This window comes from Methylobacterium sp. CM6241, assembly GCF_054817845.1.
The window spans coordinates 642,451-667,298 of record NZ_CM139246.1 but is presented as its reverse complement, the minus strand read 5'-3'; the positions used below and the strand labels follow the sequence as shown (position 1 = coordinate 667,298).

Below are 24,848 nucleotides of genomic sequence, written 5' to 3'. Positions count from 1 at the left end.
GGGAGACCGAAGATGGATTTCGTCGATCGCGCCTACAGGCACTACAGCGACGTCAAGCAACTCGGCCTGCCCGTGCTCCTGCGCGGGCTGCACCGCCGCGCATCCTCCCGCGAGGCCCGTCTGGTCCGGACGGTCCACGGTGCGTTCTACATCCGGCCGCACACGTCGGACATGGAGGTGCTGAGATCCGTCTTCGGCCGCATGGTCTACGACCTCGACCGGGTCCGCCAGGGGGCGGCCACCCGGAGCGAGTACGAGCGGATCTGCGCGGCGGGACACACGCCGATCATCATCGACGGAGGCGCCAATGTGGGAATCGCGGCGCGCTATTTCGCTCGGGCCTATCCGAGGGCGGTCGTGCTGGCGGTGGAGCCGGACGAGGACAACCTCGTCGTCTGCCGGCAGAACACCGAGGTCTGCGCCAATATCTGCGTCGTCCCCACCGCCCTCGGCGGCCGGAGCGGCTGCGTGAACCTCGAACACGGCAACGGCAACGCCGACAGGGGGCGGACCGAGCGGTCGGACCACGGCATCCCCATCACCGTCATCGCGGAACTCAAGGACCTGCTCCCCAATGGCGAGTTGCTGATCGTCAAGATCGATGTCGAGGGCTTCGAGAAGGACGTGTTCTCCGGCGAGATCGGCTGGGTCTCCGAGCCGCATGCGATCATCGTCGAACCGCACGACTGGATGCTGCCGGGCGACGGAACCAGCTTTCCGCTGCAGGACATCCTCCTGCGCGAGCGGCGGGAGATGATCCTGTCGGGCCACAACCTGATGCTCTTCAAGTCCCGCGCCGCATCCGCGAGGGGCGACACGTCGCGCTGGCCGACGAGGGGGCTTCTCAAGGTGGTGCCGTCCGCGTGACGAGGCGGCCGAGCTTCTCCTGCCCGGCATCGCGAAAACCGGCATAGTCGATGGGCGTCCGCCCCCAGATGAAGACCGGCTTCACGTCGGCGGGCGCGGCGTAGGTGTTCCTGTCGAAACTGTTGCCGCCCTCCTCGATGATCCGGGCATTCGGGGCGGCCTCGTCCGTATCCGTGACGCCGCCGGCGCTGCCCCTGCCGGTGAACAGGATCCGGTTGTCGTGGACGCGGTTTCCGGTCGTCCTGTAGAAGCCGCCGCCGTCCTTCTCGCGGCCCTGGTCGACGAGCACGATCGCGCGGCCGTCGGGCCGGACGGTGATGGTGTTGTCGAAGACCTCGACGCCGCTCGAGGCCGCCACCTGGATGTCGGCCCCCCAGAACCAGACCGGATGGCCCGCGCCGTTGAAGCGCAGCGTATTTCCGCGGATCACGGCGTCGTAGGAGATCTCGAAGAAGATCCCGGCGGTGGAATTGTTCTCCACCGTATTCTTCTCGAACAGGACGTCGCGGCAATCGATGTCGCACCAGAGGCCCGGACCCGCATTGTCGTGGACGCGGTTCCCGCGCAGGACCACCTCCTGGCTCTGGGTGATCTTGAGGCCGCCGGCCTCCCATTCGGGGTCGAAGCCGGCCGTGTTGTTCCAAGCGATGCGGTTGTTCTCGATCAGGATCCGCTGGCCTTGCGCGGCCGCGCCGAGCTGGCCGTTCCGCTCGATCGTGCTGCCGGTGATCGCCCCGTCGGAGCCCACATCGACGCCGAGCCCGGCATTCAGGCGGATCTGCGAATCTTCCACGCGCCACCCGGTGCCGTCGCCGCCGCGGATCGCCCCCATCTGGGTCGGCGAGTCGTATTTTTCCACGACGAGCCCCTTGATCCGCACATCGGCGGCCCGGCTGCGGAAGGCGAAGCGCGCCGCGCTGACCTCGACGCGGCGTCCCTCCGGGTTGTCGGCAAGGATCGCGCGGCCGGCCGCCGCCTCCACCACGTAACGTCCGGGACCGAGATCGCCGCGCGACGCGACGCGGGTGAGCGGCTGTCCGTCGAGGAACACGGCCAGCGACAGGAGGCAGAGCGAGCCGCCGCCGCGACACCGGCCGGCGCCCACATGGCGCGGGTACAATCCGGTGAGGGACCAGTACGGGCCCGCCCGCTCGAACTGCCGGACGATGCGCGAACCGTCGAGGACGCTGCCGGGCCCGCCGAGGAACGTCTGACCCCGCAAGGGCGCGATCTCCTGCATTCGGTAGAGGCCGGTGCCGATGCAGATGGTCCCGCCCTCTCCGGCGCGGATCGCGGCCCGCTGAATCGACTCGCCAGCGGCGACGCGCACGGCCTTGCCGGGGCAGCCGCCCTCCGCGCCCTCTCCCCGCGCCGAGTCGCCCCCCTGCCAGAGGATCAGCCCGGCGAGGGGCAGCGCATGGCGGAGCGCGCGCCACGTCATGGCTCCCGCCGTCCGGTGAGCGAAGTGCGCGACGGGGATCGCTGCCGGTGAGGGCTGTGCCGAGCGGTCATCCACCAGTTCGATCCTGCAGGGAGCAATTATCACCTTCCGTTACAGTTGCGGCCGGCACGAGATCTCAATGCCGCCGGCCCTGTACCGGCTTCTGCAAAACAGTGAGGGCTACTTCTCGCCGAAAGGAAGGTGAAAAACGGTCTAGAGCGCCGGGGCGAACGAATTAGTCCGTGATCTCACTTCCCAAGCCAAGTCGAAATCCCGCTCAATCACACCGACCAGACGGTGGATCGGCCGGATGGTGGATGAAAGCTCCGCCGTCATGGTCCGGATGCCCGGAAGACGGCCGATCCTCCGACCGGAGCGCCGCACATGCCACGATCAACGAGGACGGAATGAACCGGGTTCTGGACCACTCGAAGAGCGGGGTCAGCGTCGTGCTCCGCCAGACCTACGAAGCCCAGACCCTGGGGTTCCTCACCGCGATCCTTCGGCATCGCCGGGTGATCGTCGGGCTCGCCGCCGCCGCCCTGGTGCTCGCGACCGCCATCTGCTGGTCACTGCCCGACAAGTACAGCGCCGAATCCCTGATCCAGGTCGATCTCAGCCGCGTCGCTGCCTCACAGGCCACGTCGCCGAACCAGCAGGCGGCGACCAGTCTCGACGCCGGGGCCATCGTCGAGAGCGAGGCGCGGGTGATCCGTTCGCTGGCCACCGTCAGACATGCGGTCGAGGACCTCAAGCTCCAGGACGACCCGGCCTTCGCGCGGGGGCCGGGCTTCGTCTCCCGCATCCTTTCCACGGTACTACCCGGATCGGCGAAGGAGCCCGCCGATTCCACCGCCTCGGTGGAGGCGGTCACTCGCGAAGTCTCGCGGAACCTGACCGTGACCAACGACACGCGGGCCTACCTGATCAACGTGTCCTACAACTCGACCTCGCCGGAGCGTTCGGCGCGGATCGTCAATGCCGTGGTCGACGCCTATCTGCGCAACCGCCTGGAGATGGGGGTGGCGGCGGCCGAGCGGACGAGGACCTGGCTCGAGGAGCAGATCGGCGAGAGCCGGAGGGAACTCGAGAATGCCGAGGCTGCCGTCGATCGCTACAGGCGGCAGACCGGCTATGTGGAGGGCGGCACGCAGGGCATGAGCCTGCCGCAGCAGGAGGTGCGTGATGCCGTGGCCCACCTCGCCGCCGCTCGCCAGACCCGGATCGCCGCCGAGGCGCGCCTGTCGCGGGCGCAGGAGGTCTTCGCCGCCGGCGGCACTCCATCGGCGCAGGACCTTTCCGGCGCGCCCCTGATCCAGAGGATGCTGGAGAGCGCGGAATCGGCCACGCGGGAATTCGCCAACGTCGCCGCGACCGGACCGCGTCATCCGGCCTACCTGCAGGCCAAGGCCAATATCGAGGCCGCGCAATCGCGGCTTCGCGAGGAGATCAAGCGCGCGATCGGCAATCTCGAGAGCGACGTCAAGGCGGCCACCGCCGACGAGGCGAACCTCGCCGACAGGGTCGACGTGCTGAAGGCGAACCTCGTCGAGGGGATGGGGCAGGACGCCAAGCTGCAGAGCCTGCAGACCAACGCGGTGGCCATCCGCGAGCGCCTCAAGTTGCTCAGCGACGGCCATGCCCAGGCGCTGGCGCTCACGGGGATGAAGTCGTCGACCACGCAGATCGTCATGGCGGCCAAGCCCGTGACGGTCCCGTCGGGGCCGAACCGACTCATGCTGATCTGCCTCAGCGTCCTCGGGGCGAGCGGCGTGGGGATCGGCTACGCCGTGATGATGGACCGGCGCGACACGGGCTTCCGGTCCGATGCCGAGATCGCGCACGAAACCGCCCACCGCTGCCTCGGGATGGTACCGGAACTCACCGGCAGCTCGTCGACCGCCGAGGTCCGGATGTTCGACGAATCGATACGCCTCGTCAGCGCATCGCTCACCGGAGCCCGCGCTCTGGCCGAGCCCCGGGTCGTCATGGTGACGTCCTCGGTACCTGGCGAGGGCAAGTCGCTTCTCTGCATGGCGATGGCGAGTCTCCTGGCTCAGCGCGGCATCCGGACCCTCGTGATCGACAGCACGCCGCGCCGCTACGCGGAGGCCGACCAGCCCAGCCTCGAGGATGTCGTGTTCGGCGACCCGGCGGGATTCCCAATGCGGAACGACCCCGGCAGGGTCGTGGTGCTGCATCGCGCCGAGAACGGCGACTCGCACGACCTCTTCCTGACGCCGGCTTTCGAGAGTTTCATTGAGCGGGCTCGAGAGAACTTCGATCTCGTCCTCATCGAGGCTCCCCCGGTGATGCTGTCCATCGATGCCCTGACGATGGGCGGTCTCGCCGACGTCACGGTCATGGCCGTTCACTGGAACCGGACCCCGCGCGAGACGGTCCAGGCGGCGTTGCGGCGGCTGCAGGACAATTCCGTGCGCCTGCGCGGCCTGGTCCTGACGCATGTCAATCTGACGGAGCACAAGGACTTCCGCGTGGTCGACCAATGCTCCCACTACAACGATTACCGGGGGCATTTCGAGGAAGCAGGGTCGCATCACCCCCGCGGCAACCTGCTGCCGTCCAAGCTGTCCTCATAGGACCGGCCCAACGGCCCGTTCCCTTTCTGCACGACTTCTTCTCGGCGGCCATCCAGCGGATGTCGATCATGGCTTCGATCATCATCGTGTTCACGCCTGTCGGCGGAGGCGGCGCGCCGCTGTCCCGCGCGGCCGTGGCCTGCCCGACGCCGTCGGCGGTGGAGCCGGCCGGTGCTCGCTAGAGTGCGGGCTGCACGGATCGCCTGGCCCCTGATCGATCAAGGCGTCGCGAGCCTCGGCAACTTCCTGTTCACGATCGCCCTCGCGCGGACATTGCCGCCGCAGGAATACGGTGCCTTCGCGCTGCTCTTCGGGATCCTGATGATCCTCTACACCGTCATGGCGTCGGTGCTGTTCTATCCGATGTCGGTCCTGGCCGATCCCGCGGACAGGGACCGCATCGGCGAACTGATGAGCGTGAGCTTCATCCTGCTCGTCGGCCTGTGCGTTCCGGCCGGTCTCGTCCTGGCCGTCACGGCCTTCCTCATCGGCCGGCCGGATCTCATCGCGGCTCTGCTCGTCTACTTCTTCGTCTGGCAGGTGCAGGAGGCGTTCCGGCGCTACCTGTTCGTGGAACTGCGCTTCCGAGCCGCCGTCCCCGGCGAGATCGTCAGCTATATGGGGCAGATCCTGATCGCCCTCTGGCTCGCGCTCCGGGGTGACCTGACCCTGGAGACCGCCCTCTATGCCATGACCGTCACATCGGCGGCGGCGGCCGTCCTCCAGGGGATACAGGTGGGGTTCTCCCTGCGCCGGCATGCGATGATCCGTATCCAGACCGTCGCCCTGGAATTCTGGCGCCTCGGCGGATGGGCGCTGGCGAACAACCTCTGCGCCGCCTTGCGGGTCCAGTTCCTGTTCTGGTTCCTGGCCGCCCTGTCCGGGGCCGCTCTGCCGGCGCTGCTCCAGGCCGGCTTCAACATCGTCAACCTGCTCAACCCGCTCATGATCGGGCTCGGCAACGTCATCCTTCAGGTCTCCTCACGGGCGCATGCCGGGGGAAAGGCGGAGGCATGGCGCGCCACCCACCCCCTCGCCCTGTCGGGGATGCCCATCGTGATCGTGTTTCTGGCGGCCATCGTGGCATTCCCCCACGAGGTGCTGGGCCTGATCTACGGTGCCCACTCGCCCTATGCGGACATCGCGACCCCGGTCCGGCTCCTCGCCATCGCGGCCCTCGCCGCGTTCGTGACGGACATCGTGTGCGCCTATTTTCACGGCGTCTCGCAAGCCAAGCAGGCCCTGATCGTGAACGCGGCCGGGGCCGTGGCGACGATCCCGATCGCCATCCCGCTCATCATCGGGTTCGGCCTGAACGGAGCCTGCATCGCCCTCTGCCTCGCCAACGCCGTCCGCCTCGTCGTGCTTCACCTCCTCTTCACCAGGATGATCGCTACCGACACCGCCGACGCTTCCTCCGACCGGGTGCGGGACCAGGCTGTCCCGGCCCGCTCCGCGGACGATCAGGGTGAGGCCATAGGCAACGCCGTGGCGTCACGCGTGGCTGCGCTGCCGGCCTCGAAACTGAGGCAGACCTGATCGGCGCTCTCGCCGAATCCGGCACCGGCGGACGAGTGCATCCGCCGGTGCCGCAGGGCCTCGCCGTACCTGTCCGACCAGCTTTTGCGAGGACTTCCATCCGGCCGACGCGCGAGGTGGGTCACTTCCATCCGAGAGCCTCATCGTCCGGCGCCCTTCGAGACCACTGCGCGCGCCTCGGCGGTTTGGACATGCAGACCTAACGCGCCGACAGGGAAATCGACGCTAGTTCCGTCCGATGCTTGGCCTCGGCGCGTTCGGCGGACGCCCGCCGTCGCACGGGCGGCGGGTGATGAGTTCCCTCACCTCCGTCTAGGTGTACGGTCCCGGGATGAGGTGTGACGGATCGATCCTGAAGCGATCGGGCTCTTTCGTCCAGGCATTCAGGATGAACTCGGTGGGCGTCAGGCCGCGCAGCGTCTTGAGCCTGCGGGCATGATTGTAGGCATCGACGAACAGATGCAGATGCGCTCTCAGCTGAGCATGGCTGTCGTAGTGGTAGCGTTTGACCGTCGCGTCCTTGATCGTACGGTTCATTCGCTCGACTTGCCCGTTGGTCCAAGGGTGGTTCACCTTGGTCAGACGGTGCTCGATGCCATGCTCGTCGCAGACACGATCGAAGATGTGCTGACTGTCGTAGATATCCCGCTGGCGTGATGTGAACTGAATGCCATTGTCCGTGAGCACAGTGTGGATGCGGTAAGGCACCGCTTCGATGAAGTCGCGGAGGAACTGAGCGGCCTCCATCTTGCCGGCGCTCTCGACCAGCCGCACGAAGACGAATTTGCTGGTTCGGTCGATGGCCACGAACAGCCTGAGCTTGCCCTCAGCGGTGCTGACCTCGGCGATGTCGATATGGACGTAGCCGATGGCGTAACTCGCAAAGCGCTGCTTTTTGGGTTTGTCGCCGTCGATCTCGGGCAGTCGGCTGATGCCGTGCCGTTCCAGACAGCGATGCAGCGAGGACCGGGTCAGGTGCGGGATCGTCGGTTGCAGGCCATAGAGGCAATCGTCGAGCGGGAGCAGCGTGTGCCGTCGGAAAGCGACGATGATCGCCTCCTCCTCGACCGTGAGCACGGTGGAGCGCGGCTCCTTGGGTCCCATCCGGGCATCCGCCGTCGTCGCCCGTTTGCGCCACTTCTGCACCGTCGTCGGACTGACGCTGTAGCGCCGGGCCAGCGCCCTTACGCTCTCTTCACGTAGCTGGATCGCGCGACGGACTGCCTCCGTCGTGGTGGCGCTTCCATGGAGAACTTGGTCCATAGCGCTTCCCTCGCAGCATGATGCGCAACCGTATCACCACACCGCGGGATCAAACACCTAGTCTTAGATGAAGGGGCCGATCAGCCGTTCGTACTCGGCCTCGGCGAGACCATAGCTGTCTCCGGCCAGTTCGACGAGCTTGAGCCGGTCACGGATCGTGATCTGCCCGCGGCGCATCACGATCATGCGCGTGCGCTCCAGTTCGTGCAGGGCGACGGTGACACGCGGGCGGTGCATGCCGAGCATCAGCGCCAGCATCTCGTGAGTCATGACCACGCGGCCCTCATCGAGCCTGTCGCTAGCCAGGAGGAGGCAGAGCGCCAGGCGTTCCTCCACCGAATGGTGACGGTTGGCCAGCGCCATCTGGCTGGTCCAGAGGATGACGACCTGGACGTAGCGCAGAAGGATATCACGCAGAGCACTGCTCTGGGCCATCGCCTGGCGCAGGGCGCCCGCGCCGATCCGCAGGGCCCGGCCCGCCACGCGGACCTCCACGGTGAGCGGCGTGTGCTCGATGCCAAGCACCAGGGCGGTGCTGACCATGCCGTCGCGCCCGACGACGGCGATCTCCACGGTGCCGCGTTCGGCGATGGCCATGGTCACGGACGCTAATCCGCTTTCGATGAAATAGGCGTGCGGGATGGGTTCGTTGGCGATGACGATCCGCTCGCCGACGACCAGAGCCACCTCCTCCAACTGCGGCAGCATCTGGTTGAAGACCTCGATGGGGAGCGCCCGCAGGAGACGGTTCTCGACCAATGGTGCCTGGAGTGGCTGGAGTCGTGAGTTCATCAATGACGCTCCGCCAAGCATCTCGCCTGTACTTTCAAGGAAATCGAAATCCGCGTAGGCGGGAGCTAGTATTCTGCAGGGTAATGAATAAAATTCCAGTAAAATAATGCAATATTAAGTACTATAATTTCTGTAGTAGAGCAATTTTTTTCAATGTGTTTGTAGATGCGCCGCGTGTCTGAGCAGTTCGGGTGTCGAGGTGAAGCTGCGATACCGATACGTCCGAGGAAGTGTCCGGTGCCAGCCTGTGCCGATGTGGGTTCAGTAAGCAGTTGGAGGATCGCCGTCTCGGCATCGACGCGCCAGCGGCATCCGGGGCGAGCCGGTCTTCGCTGGGAAGAGTCTGCGTCCTGGATCAGCGCGGGGGGAGGGCGCTCGGTTCGGGTAGGACAAGGCTCGTCCTGATCGATGCCGTCGGCGGCTCGCGACGCACATCGATGATGTCGCCTGGCTGGAGGAGCGCCCGCTCATCGGCCTCGAAGGTTTCCGTCCGCTCTCCTACGGTTCGCGTGATGAAGACCTTTCGCGCCGGGGCGCCGGGGCTGGCGGCACCGAGCGTGCCGCCGGATTGGAGGCGCGCCTCCCGGATCTCGCGGGCGCTGGGCAGCTGCATCTCTACTTCGGTCAGGCGCGTGGTGACGTCCTGCAACTCGGTGAGGATTCGGCGATGATAGGTGTCGGTGAGTTCCTGCACCCTCAGTCCGAGATCACCGATCGCCAGGTCGAGCCGGGCGAGTTCGGAGTTCAGCCGAGCGATCGTACCCTTGTTCCGGGCCTCCTCCCGCTGCAGCTCGATGCCTTGGTATCGTCGTGCCAAGCCATTGCTGATGAGTTTCTCGTAATCTTCGAGATGGGACTGAATCAGCCGGAGTTGGGTTTCTTCCGCCTTCCGTTGCGCCTCGACGCCGCCGATCTCGGCCTCGATCCGCGGTTTCTGCGCTCGCAGCATCTCCGCGGATTGCACGAACGCACTCCGCTGCGCCTTCAGGATCCCGCGTTCCTCCGCAAGCAGGCGGGAGAAGCCCTCGTCGTGCCCGCTGCTGCGCGGTGGCGTGAAGTCCTCCCGGTCGTGTCGTTGCGCCTCCAGCCTCTCGCGCCGGAGCATCAGCAGGCGCTGGGTCGCCTCCAGCACACGGACGCGCTCGTCTGAGCTGAGGAACTCCGTGCGTTGGCCGATCTGCGCCTGTTCGGGCAAGGCGAAGCCGCCGGCCAGGGCGATGCCGCTGAGGACCGAGGCGCCGTAGCGGAAGGGATAGCTCCCCGCCACGCGCACGTCGCCGAGGAGGTAGATCGGCCGCATCTCGGTGATGCGCAGGCTCACCACCGGCTGCTGCAGAAAGCCGTCGGCCAGATGGCTGACGATCTGCTTCTGCGCCTCCGGCAAGGTCATGGCGGACACAGAGACTTCACCCACCAGGGGTAGGAACAGAGCGCCGCTGCCATTGACCACGAACTCGCCCGACAGTTCGGCCTGCCCATAGACCGATAACCCGACCCGGTCGCCGGGCGCCAGGCGATAGGTCGAATCCTGGGCCAGCGCCGCCCCGCCGAGGGCGACCCATAGGGCAAGCGCTGCAATGCGATGGGATACGCGCCCGGAGCGCGTCCGCTGATGCTGTTTCATCCTGGATCAACCGACCGCTCGTCTCGTGAGGCCCATCCCGCACGTTCGCCGATATTCTAAACGTCGGGAATTCGAGCTTCGGCATCGCCTTTCGGACAAGCTGGGTTCTACGACGAGGTAATCCTTTCGAAAATACGTATTTATGCGAAGGAAAAACAGTTATTCCTAATCCATTTCGCACGATTATTCGATAGTACTATTCCTTATTCGGGGCATGTGATTGTCAAATGCACCGGATGCGCCACTTGTAGTCAACGGTCTTTGCCCGCCATGGTTCAACAACGCTCCGAGTTCCCGGCAAGGGAGCGGTAGGGCGAGATCACCGACGGAACGCTCATTCAACGCCCGGACGAGACCGTCGTCAGTCCAGGGAATGAGCCGGAGGGGCACCGACAATGAAGCGCATCCTCGTAACGGGTGGGGCCGGGTTCATAGGGTCTCATCTCTGTGGAAGGCTGATCAAACAGGGAAATGAAGTTCTCTGCGTCGATAATTTCCTGACAGGTGCGCGCTCGAACCTGGATAAACTGCTCACGCATCAATCCTTCGAGCTACTTCGCCATGACGTGACGTTCCCGCTCTATGTGGAGGTCGACGAGATCTACAATCTCGCCTGTCCGGCTTCTCCGGTTCACTATCAGCGTGACCCCGTTCAGACGACGAAGACCAGCGTGATGGGCGCGATCAACATGCTTGGCTTGTCCAAGCGCCTCCATGCTCGCATCCTCCAGGCCTCGACCAGCGAGGTGTATGGCGATCCGGACGTTCATCCGCAGCCCGAGGGCTATTGCGGCCATGTCAGCATCGTTGGGCCGCGGGCTTGTTACGACGAGGGCAAGCGCTGCGCCGAGACGCTGTTCCACGATTACCGGCGGCAGCACCGGATGTCGGTGCGCGTCGCGAGAATCTTCAACACTTACGGACCGAACATGCATCCGCAGGATGGTCGGGTCATCTCGAACTTCATCGTCCAAGCACTGACGCATCAGCCGATCACGATCTACGGCGACGGATCCCAGACGCGGTCGTTCTGCTACGTGGACGATCTCGTCGAAGGCTTGCTCCGGCTGATGGCGGTGGATGAGGAGCCCGGCGACGCGGTCAATCTCGGCAACCCTTCCGAGATCAACGTCCTCGCTCTGGCCGAACGCATTGTACAGCTGTGCAATTCGCGCTCGACCATCGAATGCCGACCCTTGCCGCAGGACGACCCGAAACGGCGTTGCCCCGACATCTCCCGCGCCCGCGAGAAGCTGAGATGGTCGCCGCGTGTCGATCTCGACACTGGTCTGGTGCGGACCATCGCGTATTTCGAAGCGAGGCTCATCCAGAAAGGTTCGCCGATTCACGCTCTGCGCGAACTGGCTCGTTCTGAACCCCTGACGCAGGCCGTGTGATGACCGAGGATCTCTCGCCGACCGGCGCCGACCTGAATCGCTGGGCGCGATCCGTGCTCCCAGCGACTCACCTGCACCACGCGGTCGAGGCGACAGGGGGAGCATCGCCGGCCTCGGTGGAGCACCGGGAGTTGCCCCGCGCCGAGGTGCTCGGCCTTAAGGTCAGCGCGATCACCTTCGCGGATGCAATCGCTGCCATCGATGCCTTCGTCCGCTCCCGGACGCCGCATTACGTCTGCATCACCGGCGCCCATGGGGTGATCGAGAGCCGGAGCGATCCGCGATTGCTTGCCATCCACAACACGGCGGATCTCGTCACGCCGGATGGCATGCCGCTCGTCTGGATGTCGCGGTTGCTGGGCCACAAGGCGACCGAGCGGGTCTACGGCCCCGACCTGATGCGTGCCATCACGGGCCTTTCTCCGGCCCGCGGCTATCGACATTTCTACTATGGCGGAGCGCCCGGCGTGGCCGAGGCGCTGAGCGCACGCCTTCAGGACGCGCATCCGGGGTTGTCCGTGGTCGGAACGTGCTGCCCTCCCTTTCGCAGCCTTTCGCGGGAGGAGGACGAGGCAGTGGTGGCGCAGATCAATGCCGCGCAGCCCGACATCGTCTGGGTCGGCCTGAGCACGCCCAAGCAGGAAAACTGGATGGTCTCGCATCTCGGGCGCATCGATGCGCCGGTGATGATCGGCGTCGGCGCCGCCTTCGATTTCCTGGCAGGCACCAAACGCCAGGCCCCGGTCTGGATGCAGAAGCGGGGCCTCGAATGGCTGTTTCGTCTCGTCACCGAACCGAGGCGGCTCTTCGCCCGCTACATGAAGATCGTACCCCTGTTTCTTCTGCTCGCCGCCGGCCAACTTTTGAGGCGCTGGTTCGCTGCTCGCTTCCGGGGGGGAGCCTCACCGGCGCCTCATCGTCCCGGGTGATGCCTGCTCCTGCGCCGTGCCGGGTTTTTAGCCTAGTCGCGACGGTGTCCCGCCTCCTCTCGTTCCAAGGCCGGCATGGCCTCGCGCTTCCGGAATGGCTTCCCATGAGCACCACCGACAGCATCGTTCTCGTGGGCCCTACGGTCGAGCGTACCGTGCCGGTGCGAGCAGAACTCCGGCCGGGACGGCGGCGGGCAATCGTCACCGCCGTTCTGGTCGGAGGCGACCTGTTCTTTTCCGGATTGGCCGGTCTGTTTCCCCAACTGATCACCGGCTGGCTACCTGCCGAGCATTGGCTTGGATCGTCTACCCCGGTGCCGATTCCCCCGGTTGCTCTTGTGTTCGTCCTGGCGGCGTTCGGGCTCTATTCCAGCTACGGGCCGAGCCCGCCGGAGCGGTTCCGGCTACGCGTTCTCGGTATCGGAATCTACGCGATCAGCTGCCTGCTGGTCGCAAGCGCTCTCGGGACATCCGCGCGTGGCGTCGCCGATATCGCGGTGGTGTCGGCGCTCCTCATCGTGATCGGGTTCTATGGTGAATCCGCGCTGAGGAGCGCACTGATCCGCTGGAAGCTTTGGGGGGCTCTCACCGTGATCGTGGGGGCCGACACTGCCGGACGCGATCTGGCCAATACGCTCCTCGCCCAGCCGGAATTGGGGTTCCGTCCGGTGGGCTTCCTCGTCGAGCCTGGACAGGAGTCGATCCGGACGGAGGGACTGCCCGTCCTTGGCGGCATCGACGAGAGCCCGGCGGTGCCCGCGGAGGTCTTGCTGTTCTCGTCCTGCGCGACCCTTGCCCTGTATGATGGGAAAGGCACGGGCCAGCTTCCCGCTCCGCGCACCGTCCTGGTTCAGCAGATCCACGAGTTGCAGAACATGTGGGTCCAGGTTCAGCCCCTCGGCAACGCCATCGGCCTGGAGATCCGGCGCGAACTTTACCGGTCGCGAAACCTGGCCCTCAAGAGGGTGATCGACTGCACGCTCGGAGGGATCGGCCTGATCCTCGCCCTGCCGGTGATCGCGATCCTCGCCTCGACGATCCGTGTGCTCGATCCCGGCAGCCCGTTCTATGTCCAGATCCGCGTGGGACGGGACGGGCGACCCATCAGGGTCTTGAAGCTGCGGACCATGTATTCCGACGCCGAGCGCCGGCTGCATGCCCATCTCGAAGCCTGCCCGGCCGCCCGCGAGGAATGGAGGCGCTTCTTCAAACTCTCCGATGATCCGCGAATCTTGCCGAAGATCGGGAACTTCATCCGGCGAACGAGCCTGGATGAGCTGCCTCAGCTCTGGAATGTCGTGCGCGGCGATATGAGCCTCGTCGGCCCGAGGCCGTTTCCCGCCTATCACATGGACGGGTTCGATTCCGATTTTCGAACTCTTCGCACCAGCGTCCCGCCCGGGCTGACTGGCCTATGGCAGATTTCGTCGAGAAGCGACGGAGATCTTGGGGTCCAGCGTAGCCAGGACACCTATTACATCCGCAACTGGTCACCCTGGCTCGACTTATACATCCTGCTCGCAACGGTCTCGGCCGTCCTTGGCGCCAAGGGTGCCCGGTAGCTTCCCACCGCCGTGACACGGTCATGTCCTTCGCTCTCGTCACGACTTTGTCTTGGTGGTGCGCTTGCCGTGAAGTTGATTTCCTTGAAGCAGGCCCTTGCATATCTGTGATCTAATTGGTCGAATGATCATCCCATTCGATGCGTTGGCGTTTTTCGGGCCATAGAAATATACATATCAACCCAATGCTGCCGAACACGGACACAAGGGCGGAGATCCAAAATATGATTTCCAGCAAGGCACCCTCCGGTGCTGCAGTGGCACCGGATATCTTTTGCGGATGATGGATTGACTGTCAATTGCCCCGCGAATTCTATGGTGCCACGGTTGAAGTCTAGGAGGGCTAGTGACCATAGTCCTGGTTAGGACTGATTTCGCCAGTTCAAGCTTCAGGCGATTGGGGGGCGGTGAGGTCACCGGACGGACGGGCAGCGTTCGCCACCGCCTCGGCCACGAATTTCGCATGGCCCTTCGCGCGCAAGTCACAGGCGGGGCAGGTGCCGCAGCCATAACCCCAGGCATGGCGCTGGCCACGCTCGCCGAGGTAGCAGGTATGAGTGTCCTCGACGATGAGGTCGACCAGCGGCGGGCCGCCGAGATCCTCGGCGAGTTTCCAAGTCTCGGCCTTATCGATCCACATCAGCGGGGTGTGGAGCACGAAGCGTCTGTCCATGCCGAGATTGAGGGCCACCTGAAGCGCCTTGATCGTATCGTCGCGGCAATCGGGATAGCCGGAATAATCCGTCTCGCACATGCCGCCGATGATGTGACCGAGGGATCGCCGGTAGGCGAGAGCGGCGGCGAAGGTGAGGAAAATGATGTTGCGGCCGGGCACGAAGGTGTTGGGCAGCCCCCCCGCCTCGAAGGCGATCTCGGTGGTGCGGGTGAGGGCGGTTTCCGACACCTTTCCCAGCGCATCGAGCGAAATCGTGTGGTCGCGGCCGAGACGTCGGAACCAGCCTGACTTCATGCCGGCCATGCTCTGGCGCAAGGTCGCCCGCCGGTCGAGCTCGACCTTGTGGCGCTGGTTGTAGTCGAAGCCGAGGGTTTCCACCCGCGGGAACCGCTCCAGTGCCCAGGCTAGGCAGGTCGTGGAATCCTGCCCGCCGGAAAACAGGACCAGGGCGCCTTCGTCGTTCATCGTCAGCCTTCGTATTCTGCCCAGGACATCGGGGTCTCCAACACCTTGACCGAAGATAGGCCGGGCAGAGCCGGCTTCGTCCGATGCCAGATCCAGGCCGCGATGTTCTCTGCAGTGGGGTTCTCGAGCCCCTCGATCTCGTTGAGGCAGTAATGGTCGAGCTGGAGCAGGATCGGCGCGAAGGCATGCTCCACATCGAAGAAGTCGATGACCCAGCCGGTTTCGGCATTGACCTCCCCCGAGATCGTCAGCTCGACCCGGTAGGAATGCCCATGCATGCGATGGCAGCGATGGGTCTCCGGCACGTTGGGCAGGCGGTGCGCCGCCTCGAAGGTAAAGGCTTGGGTGATCTTCATCGACTGACTCTGGGGTTCCTCACGCGCTGACGTGACCGGTTCGGGATTACGGAATACCGATGATCTTGTGGGTCTGGAGCGACAGCCGCCAGCGCGCGTCTCGACGGCAATACTCCACCGCAGCCTGCGTATGGGCAACCCGGTCCGGCCCGTCCATTGGCTGGAGCCAATGGTGGCGGAAGCCGAGGGCGGCAAACAGATCGGGCATCGCTGCAGCCTGCGGATAGACGAGTTTCAGTTCGTGGCCCGTAGTCTGGACGAGGGCGTTGCCCGCCTTCGGGCTCACGCAGATCCAGTCGATCCCCTCGGGGGCCGCCAAGGTGCCGTTGGTCTCCACCGCGATCTCGAAGCCGCGCGCATGCACCGCCGCGATAAGTGCGGGGTCGAGCTGCAGCAACGGTTCGCCGCCAGTGAACACCACGTAATGACGGGAGGCGCCGCCCTCCCAGGTGGCGGCGATGGCGTCGGCCAAAGCCTCCGACGTCGAGAAGCGTCCGCCGCCCTCGCCGTCCATGCCGATGAAATCCGTATCGCAGAAGGTGCAGGCGGCCGTGGCGCGGTCCTCTTCGCGGCCGGACCAGAGATTGCAGCCGGAGAACCGGCAGAACACCGCGGCGCGGCCCGCTTGGGCCCCTTCACCCTGAAGGGTATGGAAGAGTTCCTTGACCGCGTAAGCCATCGATTCCTCGGCCGATCTCCTTGTGGAACCCGTATGGAATTCCGTCCCGCGATGGCGCGCGGCCATCCTCATCGCCTGAACGCGGTGAGACAGCCCATAGACTCACCGCCGCTCCGAGGCCATGGCGCAAGGCCCAACGCATCCATGCACTTACGGCAACGTCGTTTCATGCCAACCGTGCGGCGCACCATGATCCTGGCTGCGCCGCCATGCTGTTGCCACGGAAACGGCGTTGGTACCGTTGCCGGGTCCCTCCTATGGGGAACGGTCGAGAGGACGATCGACGATTGGCATCCCTCGCCAAAGCTCGGCCGTTGCGCTAACTTTTTCCGGACGCACCGGCCGTTATGGCGTCGGAGCGTTCCCAGCCGAGACAGGCCCGATGTCGAACCGAGTGTTGAGCCGCGTTGTCCTTGGTCTAGCGGTCGCGGCGGGACTTCTCGGATCAGGTGCGGCCGGCGCGGTGACGTCGCCTATCCTGGTGGTCGAGGTCGATTCGGGCAAGGTCGTCTACGCCCAGGGCGCCACCGACCCGTGGTTCCCCGCCTCCATAACCAAGCTGATGACCGCCTACGTCGCCTTGGACATGGTGCGACAGGGTAAGGTCTCCCTCGATTCCCTCATCACGATCTCGCCTGCCGCGGCCGCGGAGCCGCCTTCGAAGATGGGGTTCCGGCCGGGTACGAAGCTGACCCTCGACAACGCCCTGAAGATCATCATGGTCAAGTCGGCGAACGACGTGGCCTGGGCGATCGGCGAAAATCTCGGCGGCTCGGTCGAAGGCTTCGCCGCCATCATGAACGAGACTTCCGCCCGAATCGGCATGCATGAAAGCCGCTGGACCAATCCGAACGGCCTGCCCGATGCGCGGCAATGGACTTCGGCCCGCGACATGGCAGTGCTCGGACGAGCGCTGATCCGCGATTTTCCCGAGAGCCGCGCGCTATTCTCCATCAGCGCCATCCAGTTCGGCAAGTCGATCATGGCGAACCATAACGGCCTGCTCGGGCGCTATGCCGGGGCCGACGGCATGAAGACCGGATTCATCTGCGCGGGTGGATTCAACGTGGTGGCGAGCGCCACTCGCAACGGCCGCCGTCTCATCACCGTGGTGATGGGCCAGCCGAGTGCGCGCGAGCGCGACCTGAAGGCCGCCGACCTGTTCGACCACGGGTTCAGCCAGTCCGCCGGCTGGACCGCCCAGACGCTCGATGCGCTGCCATCCTCGTCCATCTCCGAGCCGCCGGATATGCGTCCCTATATCTGCGACAAGCGTAGGCCGATGCCGGTCGATGAAGGGCCGGGGGCCATCGCCTCGCAGGCCGGCAACGAGAACGCTTCGATCCTGGCCGCCGCGGCACCCGTGGGCTCGGCCCTGGCCTTCGCGACGCTGAACAATGGCTCGATGAAGGGCCGCGCCCTGCCGCCGCGCGCCCCGCTGCAGCCCATCCTGGTCTGGATCGGCCGCGATCCGGCCGAAGGTGCCATTGCCCTGAACGAGCAGGCCGAGGCGGAGAAAGCCGAAAAGGCCGCCAAGCTCGCCGAACTCCGCAAGGCCAAGGTCGATGCTGCGAACGCCAAGCGCGAGGCATCCAGGCTCACTAGGCCGGACGCGAAGTCAAAGGCTGCGAGTGGAAAGGCCGCCGTGCCTGCCAGCGCCAGCGCCTACGCTCCGGTGGAAACGACGCCTGTCATCGCAGGGGGCGGAAAGCCGTCGACCAAGGCTGAGGCCGGGAAAAAGCCTGCTGGAAAAGCCGTTGCAAAGCCGGGCCAAAAGACGTCGGATAAGCCCGCGGCGAAGGCTGAGGCCAAGCCCAGTGCAAAGCCTGGCGTCAAGCCTGCAAAGAGCGCCACCAGGACGTCCGGTAACAATAAGACGTCCGCTGCCAGTTCGGCCGAGGATTGAGCCGGCGGCGTTGCCGGGGTAGGGCGGGTTCATGCCGAATCCTTTCTCGACCGCTCCGGTAGACACCGCTTCCCGTCGTCCCGAGCCGATCCCGCTCACGGTCCTCACCGGCTTCCTCGGGGCCGGCAAGACCACGCTCCTCAATCGCATGCTGCGCGATCCGGCCCTGTCGGACACCGTGGTCATCGTCAATGAGTTCGGCGAGATCGGTCTCGATCACCTGCTGATCGAGACGGTGGACGAGGACATGATCCTTCTCGGCGCCGGGTGCTTGTGCTGCACCGTGCGCGGCGACCTCATCGCTACCCTCGAGGATCTGCTGCGCAAACGCGACAACGGACGGATCGCGCCGTTCCGCCGGGTCGTCATCGAGACGACCGGCCTCGCCGACCCGGCTCCGATCCTCCATGCCCTGATCTATCACCCCTATCTCGCCATGCGGTACAGGCTGCAGGCGGTCGTCACGGTTGTGGACGCGATCAACGGCGCCGCCACACTCGACGTTCATCCCGAAGCCCTGCGCCAGGTCGCCGTAGCCGACCAGCTCATTCTCGCGAAGGAGGATCTCCTCTCGGGTGGCAGCGAAGCCTTACGCACCCGGCTTCATGCCGTGAACCCGATGGCGCCGATCCACGGCCCCGACATCGCTCCGACCGATCTGCTTGGCGGGTTCTTCGGCCTCGATGGCAAGAGCGAGGAGGTCCGGGCCTGGCTCGGCGCTGAAGCCTTCCTGGATCACGATCCCCATCATAGCCACCACCATCACGACGTGAACCGGCACGATGCCGCGATCCGCGCTTTCACACTCACCAGCGACGTGCCGGTAAAGCGGGCGGCTTTCGAGATGTTCCTCGACCTGCTGCGGTCCGGGCATGGCCCCAAGCTCCTGCGCTTGAAGGGGCTCGTCGCGCTTGCCGACGAGCCGGATCGTCCCGTGGTGGTTCACGGTGTCCAGCACGTGATCCACATGCCGGTCCAACTCGCCGCTTGGCCCGACGACGACCATCGCTCGCGTCTCGTCCTGATCGTGCGCGATCTGGAGCCCGCCTTCGTCACCGGCTTATGGGATGCCTTCCTCGGACGGCCGAGAATTGACGCGCCCGATGCCGCAGCCCTGACCGCCAACCCATTGGCGATCCCAGGGGCCTGATCTACCAGAAATCTCCGCCAAGACCGTCCCGTTTCAGGAATAATCGGGCGGCATTCGATTTGATTCTATATACCATACTTCGCCGCGAGGCGAAGAATTCTGTCCCGTTTCGGGACGGAGCGGTAGCGGGATCGCCGAATGAAACAGGGGCTGAGCATCATTGAGGGCGGGCTGCTCATAGAGGCGGGTGGCATCGGGGCGGATCAGGAACCGGCGGAGTGGCACATCGACCTGCGGCGGCCCAACCTGGTGGAGCCGATCGAAGCCGAGGCGTGGCGTGCGTTGCTCACTCGCATCCGCTGGCCGGAACCGATCTACGCGGATCCCGACTACCTGCTCACGGCTGCCGTGCACCAGTCCGCCGGCCGTGACTTGGTCTTTGCCTTTGCCTGGAGCGGGTCGGGCGAGCGCGCTCGCCTGCGCGGCGTCATTCCACTCGCCATGCCGCACGGTCTGTGGGGCAATGGTCGGGTACAGGCCTGGTATCCGCCCGGTCCGGTTCTCGCCCCCACCATCGAACCCGGCTTCCTCGATGAGGTCGAAGCCGCGTTGCGGGCCGCGATCAAGGCGGTCCATCCCCGCTCGACCCTGATCATGGTGCCGTCGCCGGCTGCGCCCGCACCAAAACAGGCGGCCCTTCTCGCACAGCCGGTGCCTGCGGAGGTCGTTCCGGCGAGGGATCGAGTCGGCATCCGCCTTGTCGGACCTTGGGCCCGTGATGGCGTTGAGATCGAGCGCATCACCGAACCCCGCAGCATTCGCGATGCCGTCGAAGCCTATCTCTCTTTCGATGCGCAGGTGTCTGGAAACCCCATCGTCGCGGATCCGTCCGCCTCGTCCATGGTCAGGGTGGTCACGCGGCGCTTCGCCCAGCGTCGCCAGACCAGCGTCGATTTCGCCCGCAAGGACGGCGTCATCGTCGCGGCAGCCCTGCGCCTCGGCGCCGGTCCGGGCTCGATCGTGTGGCGCCAGGCCGAAGCGCGAGCGGCCTGACGCGATCCGCCGGATCGTCCGGCCCAGTTGATGCCGAGGGCGGGACCCGCGACGTCGATCGTCTCGAGAATCGACGTTCGTCTCTCGGAGCGGGCCCTATTCGTCCTCGCCGAACTTGTTGGCGAGGAGGTCTGTGATGGCCGCCAGGCACGCCTCGGCATCGCTGCCCGATGCTACCACGGTGATCGAGGTACCCTGTGCCGCGCCGAGGGTGAGCAGCCCCATGATCGAACGCCCGCCGACGGTTTCGCCGGAGCGCGTCACCGTCACTGCAGCCTCGAACTTCTCCACGGTCTGCACGAACTTGGCCGAGGCCCGCGCATGCAGGCCTCGCCGGTTGATGACCGGGAGAACCTTCAGGTGGCCGCCATCGGGAACCGGGACTTCGGCCTCGGCATCATCGTCGTAAGCGTCGCTCATGGGCCTGTGCCGTCCCTGTCGCCGGTGCGCCAACGGTAAGCCCGAGGCGACCGGTCCGATCCTCGTTCAGTGATGGCACGGCCGCGCCGAGGAAAGGCCGCGCGAAATCGCCACGCTTGCCTGATAGGCCGACAAGGGATGTTTGGGAAAGTCCGATCGTCTCGCGGAAGTGTTATTTGCCGGCGAGGACGCGAGACGCGACGTTGATGTACTTACGACCCGCTTCCTGGGCATGAAGCACCGCATCGCCCAGGGGCTCTGCGTCGCGCACGCTGGCAAGCTTGATCAGCATCGGGAGGTTGATACCGGCCACGACCTCGACAGTCCCGCCATTCATGCAGGAAAGGGCCAGATTCGACGGCGTCCCGCCGAACATGTCGGTGAGCACGACGACGCCTTTACCGGAATCGACGCGATCCACGGCGGAGACGATGTCGAGCCTGCGCAGCTCCATATCGTCCTCGGGACCGATCGTGATCGTCTCGATCTGCTTTTGCGGACCGACCACATGTTCAAGGGCAGCCTTGAACTCCGTGGCGAGCAGCCCGTGGGTGACGAGCACCATTCCAATCATAGACACGTGTTCCGACACCCAGTGGGAGCCGCCATTTTGTGCAGCGCAAGGTCGGGCGCAAGACGAGAGTTGCGTTCTCACGCCTCCTAGCCCCCTGATCATGTCATGTGGGTCGTCGCCACGCTACATGGGAGAGCCGAATTCGCATGAGACGGTGCTGAGGTGCGTCCATGGGGCAACGCTCGCCTGCTCCAATAGGGTATCGAGGACGATTCCAGGCGCCAGCCCCCGGTCGCGAATGCTGCGGTCCAGCATGATTCGGCGAATCGCCACGCCGATGAGATCGACGGAATTGACGGGCGCTTCGGGCAACCGAGGCAGCGTCTCGACGAGATCGACGACGAGCCGGATCACCGCCGCATCCGCCAGAGGGAGTGCGCGTGCGAGGCCCAGGCCCCGGACTTCGATGAGGCCATGCAGGGCCGGATGACCGTGCGCGACGATGCGGTCGTGATGCCGATCGAGCCCGATACGGTCGTCGCCTACCAGCGCGGCATAGGAGCCGTTCTGCCGAGCCCGGTCGAGAAGGGCGAGGGCCAAGCTCGATTTACCGGCCCCCGATTCGCCCCTGATGAGAAGCCCCGCCTCTCCCATGACGAGGCAGGTGGCGTGGATCGTGACAGCCCGCGAGGAAGTTGGCCGTTCCACGGGCGGGCTCGTCTAGCGGGAAGCGGCGGGAAGGCGCACGACGAACCGCGCGCCGCGCACCGTTGCCTCGCCCTCCTCGTCAGCCGGGCCGGGGCGGTTTTCCGCCCTGATGGTGCCCCGATGGGCCTGGACGATCTGGCGCGAGATCGACAGGCCGAGACCGGAATTCTGGCCGAACCCCTGCTCCGGCCGGTCGGTGTAGAAGCGCTCGAAGATCCGCTCCAGGGCATGTTCCGGGATGCCGGGCCCCTCGTCCTCGACGATCAGTTCCACATCGCCGCGGACCCGGCGCAGGGCCACCCGCACCTTGGCGTCCGGGGGCGAGAACGAGCGGGCGTTGTCCAGGAGGTTGTTGACGACCTGACCGAGCCGGCTGTCATGCCCGAAGATCATGAAGGGCGCCTCCACATCGCCGGGGGGCGTATCCACGTCGAACTGGATGAGGGCGTCCTTCGGGCGCCGCCGCTCATTGGCGACGGAGACCACCGTGGTCATCAGCTTGTGCAGATCCACCTTGCGGGCTTCGGCGCGGGCGAGTTCCGCGTCTAGACGCGAGGCGTCCGAGATGTCGCTGATGAGGCGGTCGAGGCGCTTCACGTCGTGCTGGATGATGGCGAGCAGGCGCGAGCGGGAATCGTCGGTCTTGGCGAGGGGCAGCGTCTCGACAGCACTGCGCAGGGAGGTGAGGGGGTTCTTCAGTTCGTGACTGACATCGGCGGCAAAGCTCTCGATGGCGTCGATGCGCCGATAGAGGGCCTGGGTCATGTCCCGCAGGGCGCCTGACAGGTGGCCGATCTCGTCGGTCCTGCCGGTAAAATCGGGGATTTCTTCCCGCGACTTGATGCCGAGGCGGACCTTCTCGGCGGCATCCGCGAGGCGGCGGACCGGCCCGGCGATGGCTCCGGCCAGCAGGATCGACAGGACCAGCATGACGGAGGCGGCGATGAGGAACACTTGGAGCAGGCCGAACCGCTCGGAGGCGATGACCCGATCGATGTCGCCGCCTTGCGTCGAGAGCATCAGGGCGCCCCGGACTGTGCCTGACCGCAGGATCGGAACCGCTACGGAGACGTTCGTCTCGCCGGCCTCGTTGCGGCGGACGAGGGTGCCGCGGGCGCCGCCGAGGGCGACCTGGACTTCCTTCAGACTGTGGCCGCTCGCCGGTCCGACTTCCTCCAGAACCGGCGTCCGAGCGGTGCCGAACAGCTTGGCCTGGATGAATTCCCAGGCCTGTTCCAGCAGGTTGCGCTTGCTCCTGACGACGATGCCGTCGCTGCGGCCCATCTCGCCGCGGGCCGAGAGCGTGCGGGTGTCGAACAGCAGGCCGCCATCCTGGTCGTAGACCCGCGCGCGATTGCCCGTCGGTGTAATGAGGCGGCGCAGGAGCGGCGCCACCCGCTCGGGGTTGAGGGAGAAGGTGAGCGGGGAGGGGTTGTCGTCGCCTGCACCACCTTCCCCGGCCTGCAATTGGAGCAGCTTGTCGGGGTCGATGCGGATCGCGTCGGTATCCACCGAGGCCGAGGAGGAGATCGCACCGGCGATGATCTCGCCCTGGATCAACAGGCTCTGCACCCGTGCCTGGATCAGCCCCTGCCGGAACTGGTTCAGGTAGAGGAAGCCGAACAGCAGGGCGATCAGCCCGACGAGGTTGAGAACGACGATCCGGCGGGTCAGGCTCGACGAGGCGCGCTGGCCGATGCCGCGCCAGATCGTGCGCGGCAGGGCCAGGAGGCCGCGTTGCGGGGCGTCGGCTTGGTCTTGGGAATCCACGATCGTCCGAGGTTGGAGAGTCGGCCCGGAATGGGCGCCATCGTTGCAGCAAAAGCACCGCCACGGAACGCCCGAAACCACCGCCACGCGACGGCGAAACCCGTCCGTTCGAGCGGGCGGCGCGTGGCGGTGCCGGGCGGGCGGGAGTTCGGCGTCCGTGCGCCGCGCTCAGCCTTCCTTGAAGCGGTAGCCGACCCCGTACAGGGTTTCGATCATGTCGAAATTGGTGTCGACCACTTTGAACTTCTTGCGCAGGCGCTTGATGTGGCTGTCGATGGTGCGGTCGTCGACGTAGACCTGGTCGTCATAGGCCGCATCCATGAGGGCGTTGCGGCTCTTCACGACGCCGGGCCGGTGGGCCAGGGCCTGCAGGATGAGGAACTCGGTCACCGTGAGGGTGACGGCCTCGCCCTTCCAGGTGCAGGTGTGCCGCTCCGGGTCCATCATCAGCAGGCCGCGCTCCAGGGAGCGGGCGGCGGCATCGGCCTCGCGCGCGGCAGCGCCCGGCCCGTCCTTGGGGGCGAAGCGGCGCAGCACGGCCTTCACCCGCTCCACCAGGAGGCGCTGCGAGAACGGCTTATGGATGAAGTCGTCGGCGCCCATCTTGAGGCCGAACAATTCGTCGATCTCCTCGTCCTTCGAGGTGAGGAAGATCACCGGCAGGTCGGATTTCTGGCGCAGGCGGCGCAGCAGCTCCATCCCGTCCATGCGCGGCATCTTGATGTCGAAGATCGCGAGGTCGGGCGGGGAGTGTTTCAGCCCGTCAAGGGCCGAGGCGCCGTCGGTGTAGGTCTGGATCCGGTAGCCTTCGGTCTCGAGGGCGATCGAGACGGAGGTGAGGATGTTTCTATCGTCGTCCACGAGGGCGATGGTGGGCATTTCGCGTTCCCTGTTGCTCGGATGCGGCCTTCGCGGACGTCAGTTCGCTCATGTCGTCTCCGCATCCCGCCCTCCGAAGACGAGGGCCGGCAAGACGCGCTGGCGAACCATTCGAGAAGCAGGGTCGCATTCGCGCGGAGAGTCAGGCTGTGTAAAGACTTCGGTTGAAAAAAGCGAGCTTGCTCGGTGGATAGATCGGTTTGACGCTTGACTGAGGCCGTCGTGCCGCAGTGCGGCGGCCTCGCGTAAGCGGTCCGAGTACTCCTATCATCGCGATTCTGAATGAAGGCCGGCGGTCGAAAAGTCCGGTCCGAGACC

The 24,848-nt window shown here is 65.6% G+C and carries 21 protein-coding genes; 9 read left to right on the top strand and 12 right to left on the bottom strand.

Annotated features, from left to right (window positions below; translation table 11 throughout):
- Positions 1 to 12: 12 nt before the first annotated feature.
- Positions 13 to 867: an FkbM family methyltransferase gene (locus ACYQR9_RS03135; RefSeq protein ID WP_461228653.1), complete on the top strand. Its 855-nt coding sequence runs from the start codon at positions 13 to 15 to the stop codon at positions 865 to 867.
- On the opposite strand, the gene ACYQR9_RS03130 is transcribed toward ACYQR9_RS03135, so the two are convergent.
- Complete coding sequence (locus tag ACYQR9_RS03130) at positions 845 to 2,383, bottom strand: right-handed parallel beta-helix repeat-containing protein (RefSeq protein WP_461228652.1); 1,539 nt, start codon at positions 2,381 to 2,383, stop codon at positions 845 to 847. The genes ACYQR9_RS03135 and ACYQR9_RS03130 overlap by 23 nt on opposite strands.
- Before the next feature lie 332 nt (positions 2,384 to 2,715).
- Here ACYQR9_RS03130 and ACYQR9_RS03125 point away from each other — a divergent pair, with 332 nt between their 5' ends.
- Together ACYQR9_RS03125 and ACYQR9_RS03120 are read left to right on the top strand one after the other, a co-directional pair.
- On the top strand, positions 2,716 to 4,908 hold the full coding sequence (locus ACYQR9_RS03125) for a GumC family protein (protein WP_461228651.1): 2,193 nt from the start codon (positions 2,716 to 2,718) through the stop codon (positions 4,906 to 4,908).
- A gap of 171 nt (positions 4,909 to 5,079) precedes the next feature.
- Entirely contained in the window at positions 5,080 to 6,447 is a 1,368-nt protein-coding gene (locus ACYQR9_RS03120; protein ID WP_461228650.1) for a lipopolysaccharide biosynthesis protein, read from the top strand.
- Positions 6,448 to 6,759: 312 nt separating this feature from the next.
- On the opposite strand, the gene ACYQR9_RS03115 is transcribed toward ACYQR9_RS03120, so the two are convergent.
- From ACYQR9_RS03115 to ACYQR9_RS03105, 3 genes are all read right to left on the bottom strand, one after another.
- Positions 6,760 to 7,710: an IS481 family transposase gene (locus ACYQR9_RS03115; protein ID WP_461228649.1), complete on the bottom strand. Its 951-nt coding sequence runs from the start codon at positions 7,708 to 7,710 to the stop codon at positions 6,760 to 6,762.
- A 63-nt stretch (positions 7,711 to 7,773) separates the two neighbouring features.
- Positions 7,774 to 8,502: a Crp/Fnr family transcriptional regulator gene (locus ACYQR9_RS03110; protein ID WP_056422411.1), complete on the bottom strand. Its 729-nt coding sequence runs from the start codon at positions 8,500 to 8,502 to the stop codon at positions 7,774 to 7,776.
- A 355-nt stretch (positions 8,503 to 8,857) separates the two neighbouring features.
- Positions 8,858 to 10,126: a polysaccharide biosynthesis/export family protein gene (locus ACYQR9_RS03105; protein WP_461228648.1), complete on the bottom strand. Its 1,269-nt coding sequence runs from the start codon at positions 10,124 to 10,126 to the stop codon at positions 8,858 to 8,860.
- Positions 10,127 to 10,521: 395 nt separating this feature from the next.
- Between ACYQR9_RS03105 and ACYQR9_RS03100 the strand changes: the two genes are divergently transcribed.
- From ACYQR9_RS03100 to ACYQR9_RS03090, 3 genes are all read left to right on the top strand, one after another.
- A complete protein-coding gene (locus tag ACYQR9_RS03100) occupies positions 10,522 to 11,523 on the top strand; it encodes a UDP-glucuronic acid decarboxylase family protein (RefSeq protein WP_056422405.1) in 1,002 nt (333 codons plus the stop codon).
- Positions 11,523 to 12,452, top strand: coding sequence for a WecB/TagA/CpsF family glycosyltransferase (locus ACYQR9_RS03095; RefSeq protein ID WP_461228647.1), 930 nt, complete (start codon positions 11,523 to 11,525; stop codon positions 12,450 to 12,452). Before ACYQR9_RS03100 ends, ACYQR9_RS03095 begins: the two co-directional genes overlap by 1 nt.
- A gap of 104 nt (positions 12,453 to 12,556) precedes the next feature.
- Positions 12,557 to 14,014: an exopolysaccharide biosynthesis polyprenyl glycosylphosphotransferase gene (locus tag ACYQR9_RS03090; RefSeq protein ID WP_461228646.1), complete on the top strand. Its 1,458-nt coding sequence runs from the start codon at positions 12,557 to 12,559 to the stop codon at positions 14,012 to 14,014.
- 382 nt (positions 14,015 to 14,396) lie between these two features.
- Here ACYQR9_RS03090 and queC read toward each other — a convergent pair whose 3' ends face one another.
- The 3 genes from queC to queE are packed head-to-tail and all read right to left on the bottom strand — an operon-like array spanning position 14,397 to position 16,190.
- Positions 14,397 to 15,155, bottom strand: a complete 759-nt coding sequence (gene queC / locus ACYQR9_RS03085; protein WP_056422403.1) for a 7-cyano-7-deazaguanine synthase QueC — start codon at positions 15,153 to 15,155, stop codon at positions 14,397 to 14,399.
- 2 nt (positions 15,156 to 15,157) lie between these two features.
- Positions 15,158 to 15,511, bottom strand: a complete 354-nt coding sequence (queD, locus tag ACYQR9_RS03080) for a 6-carboxytetrahydropterin synthase QueD (protein ID WP_461228645.1) — start codon at positions 15,509 to 15,511, stop codon at positions 15,158 to 15,160.
- Between the two features lie 46 nt (positions 15,512 to 15,557).
- Positions 15,558 to 16,190 carry a 7-carboxy-7-deazaguanine synthase gene (gene queE / locus ACYQR9_RS03075; RefSeq protein ID WP_461228644.1) on the bottom strand — a complete coding sequence of 211 codons (633 nt, stop codon included), beginning with the start codon at positions 16,188 to 16,190 and terminating at the stop codon, positions 15,558 to 15,560.
- A gap of 382 nt (positions 16,191 to 16,572) precedes the next feature.
- Here queE and ACYQR9_RS03070 point away from each other — a divergent pair, with 382 nt between their 5' ends.
- The 3 genes from ACYQR9_RS03070 (at position 16,573) to ACYQR9_RS03060 (ending at position 20,239) form a co-directional block, all read left to right on the top strand.
- Complete coding sequence (locus tag ACYQR9_RS03070) at positions 16,573 to 18,096, top strand: D-alanyl-D-alanine carboxypeptidase family protein (protein WP_461228643.1); 1,524 nt, start codon at positions 16,573 to 16,575, stop codon at positions 18,094 to 18,096.
- A 31-nt stretch (positions 18,097 to 18,127) separates the two neighbouring features.
- Entirely contained in the window at positions 18,128 to 19,246 is a 1,119-nt protein-coding gene (locus ACYQR9_RS03065; RefSeq protein WP_461228642.1) for a CobW family GTP-binding protein, read from the top strand.
- Between the two features lie 138 nt (positions 19,247 to 19,384).
- Positions 19,385 to 20,239 carry a GNAT family N-acetyltransferase gene (locus tag ACYQR9_RS03060; protein ID WP_311275780.1) on the top strand — a complete coding sequence of 285 codons (855 nt, stop codon included), beginning with the start codon at positions 19,385 to 19,387 and terminating at the stop codon, positions 20,237 to 20,239.
- A 96-nt stretch (positions 20,240 to 20,335) separates the two neighbouring features.
- On the opposite strand, the gene ACYQR9_RS03055 is transcribed toward ACYQR9_RS03060, so the two are convergent.
- The 5 genes from ACYQR9_RS03055 to ACYQR9_RS03035 form a co-directional block, all read right to left on the bottom strand.
- Entirely contained in the window at positions 20,336 to 20,659 is a 324-nt protein-coding gene (locus ACYQR9_RS03055; protein ID WP_207412194.1) for an HPr family phosphocarrier protein, read from the bottom strand.
- 172 nt (positions 20,660 to 20,831) lie between these two features.
- Positions 20,832 to 21,233, bottom strand: a complete 402-nt coding sequence (locus ACYQR9_RS03050) for a PTS sugar transporter subunit IIA (RefSeq protein WP_026597351.1) — start codon at positions 21,231 to 21,233, stop codon at positions 20,832 to 20,834.
- A gap of 123 nt (positions 21,234 to 21,356) precedes the next feature.
- Positions 21,357 to 21,881, bottom strand: a complete 525-nt coding sequence (locus ACYQR9_RS03045) for an HPr kinase/phosphorylase (RefSeq protein WP_461228641.1) — start codon at positions 21,879 to 21,881, stop codon at positions 21,357 to 21,359.
- A 12-nt stretch (positions 21,882 to 21,893) separates the two neighbouring features.
- Complete coding sequence (locus ACYQR9_RS03040) at positions 21,894 to 23,651, bottom strand: sensor histidine kinase (protein ID WP_056422374.1); 1,758 nt, start codon at positions 23,649 to 23,651, stop codon at positions 21,894 to 21,896.
- Between the two features lie 168 nt (positions 23,652 to 23,819).
- On the bottom strand, positions 23,820 to 24,530 hold the full coding sequence (locus ACYQR9_RS03035; RefSeq protein ID WP_018046124.1) for a response regulator transcription factor: 711 nt from the start codon (positions 24,528 to 24,530) through the stop codon (positions 23,820 to 23,822).
- Between the last annotated feature and the right edge of the window lie 318 nt (positions 24,531 to 24,848).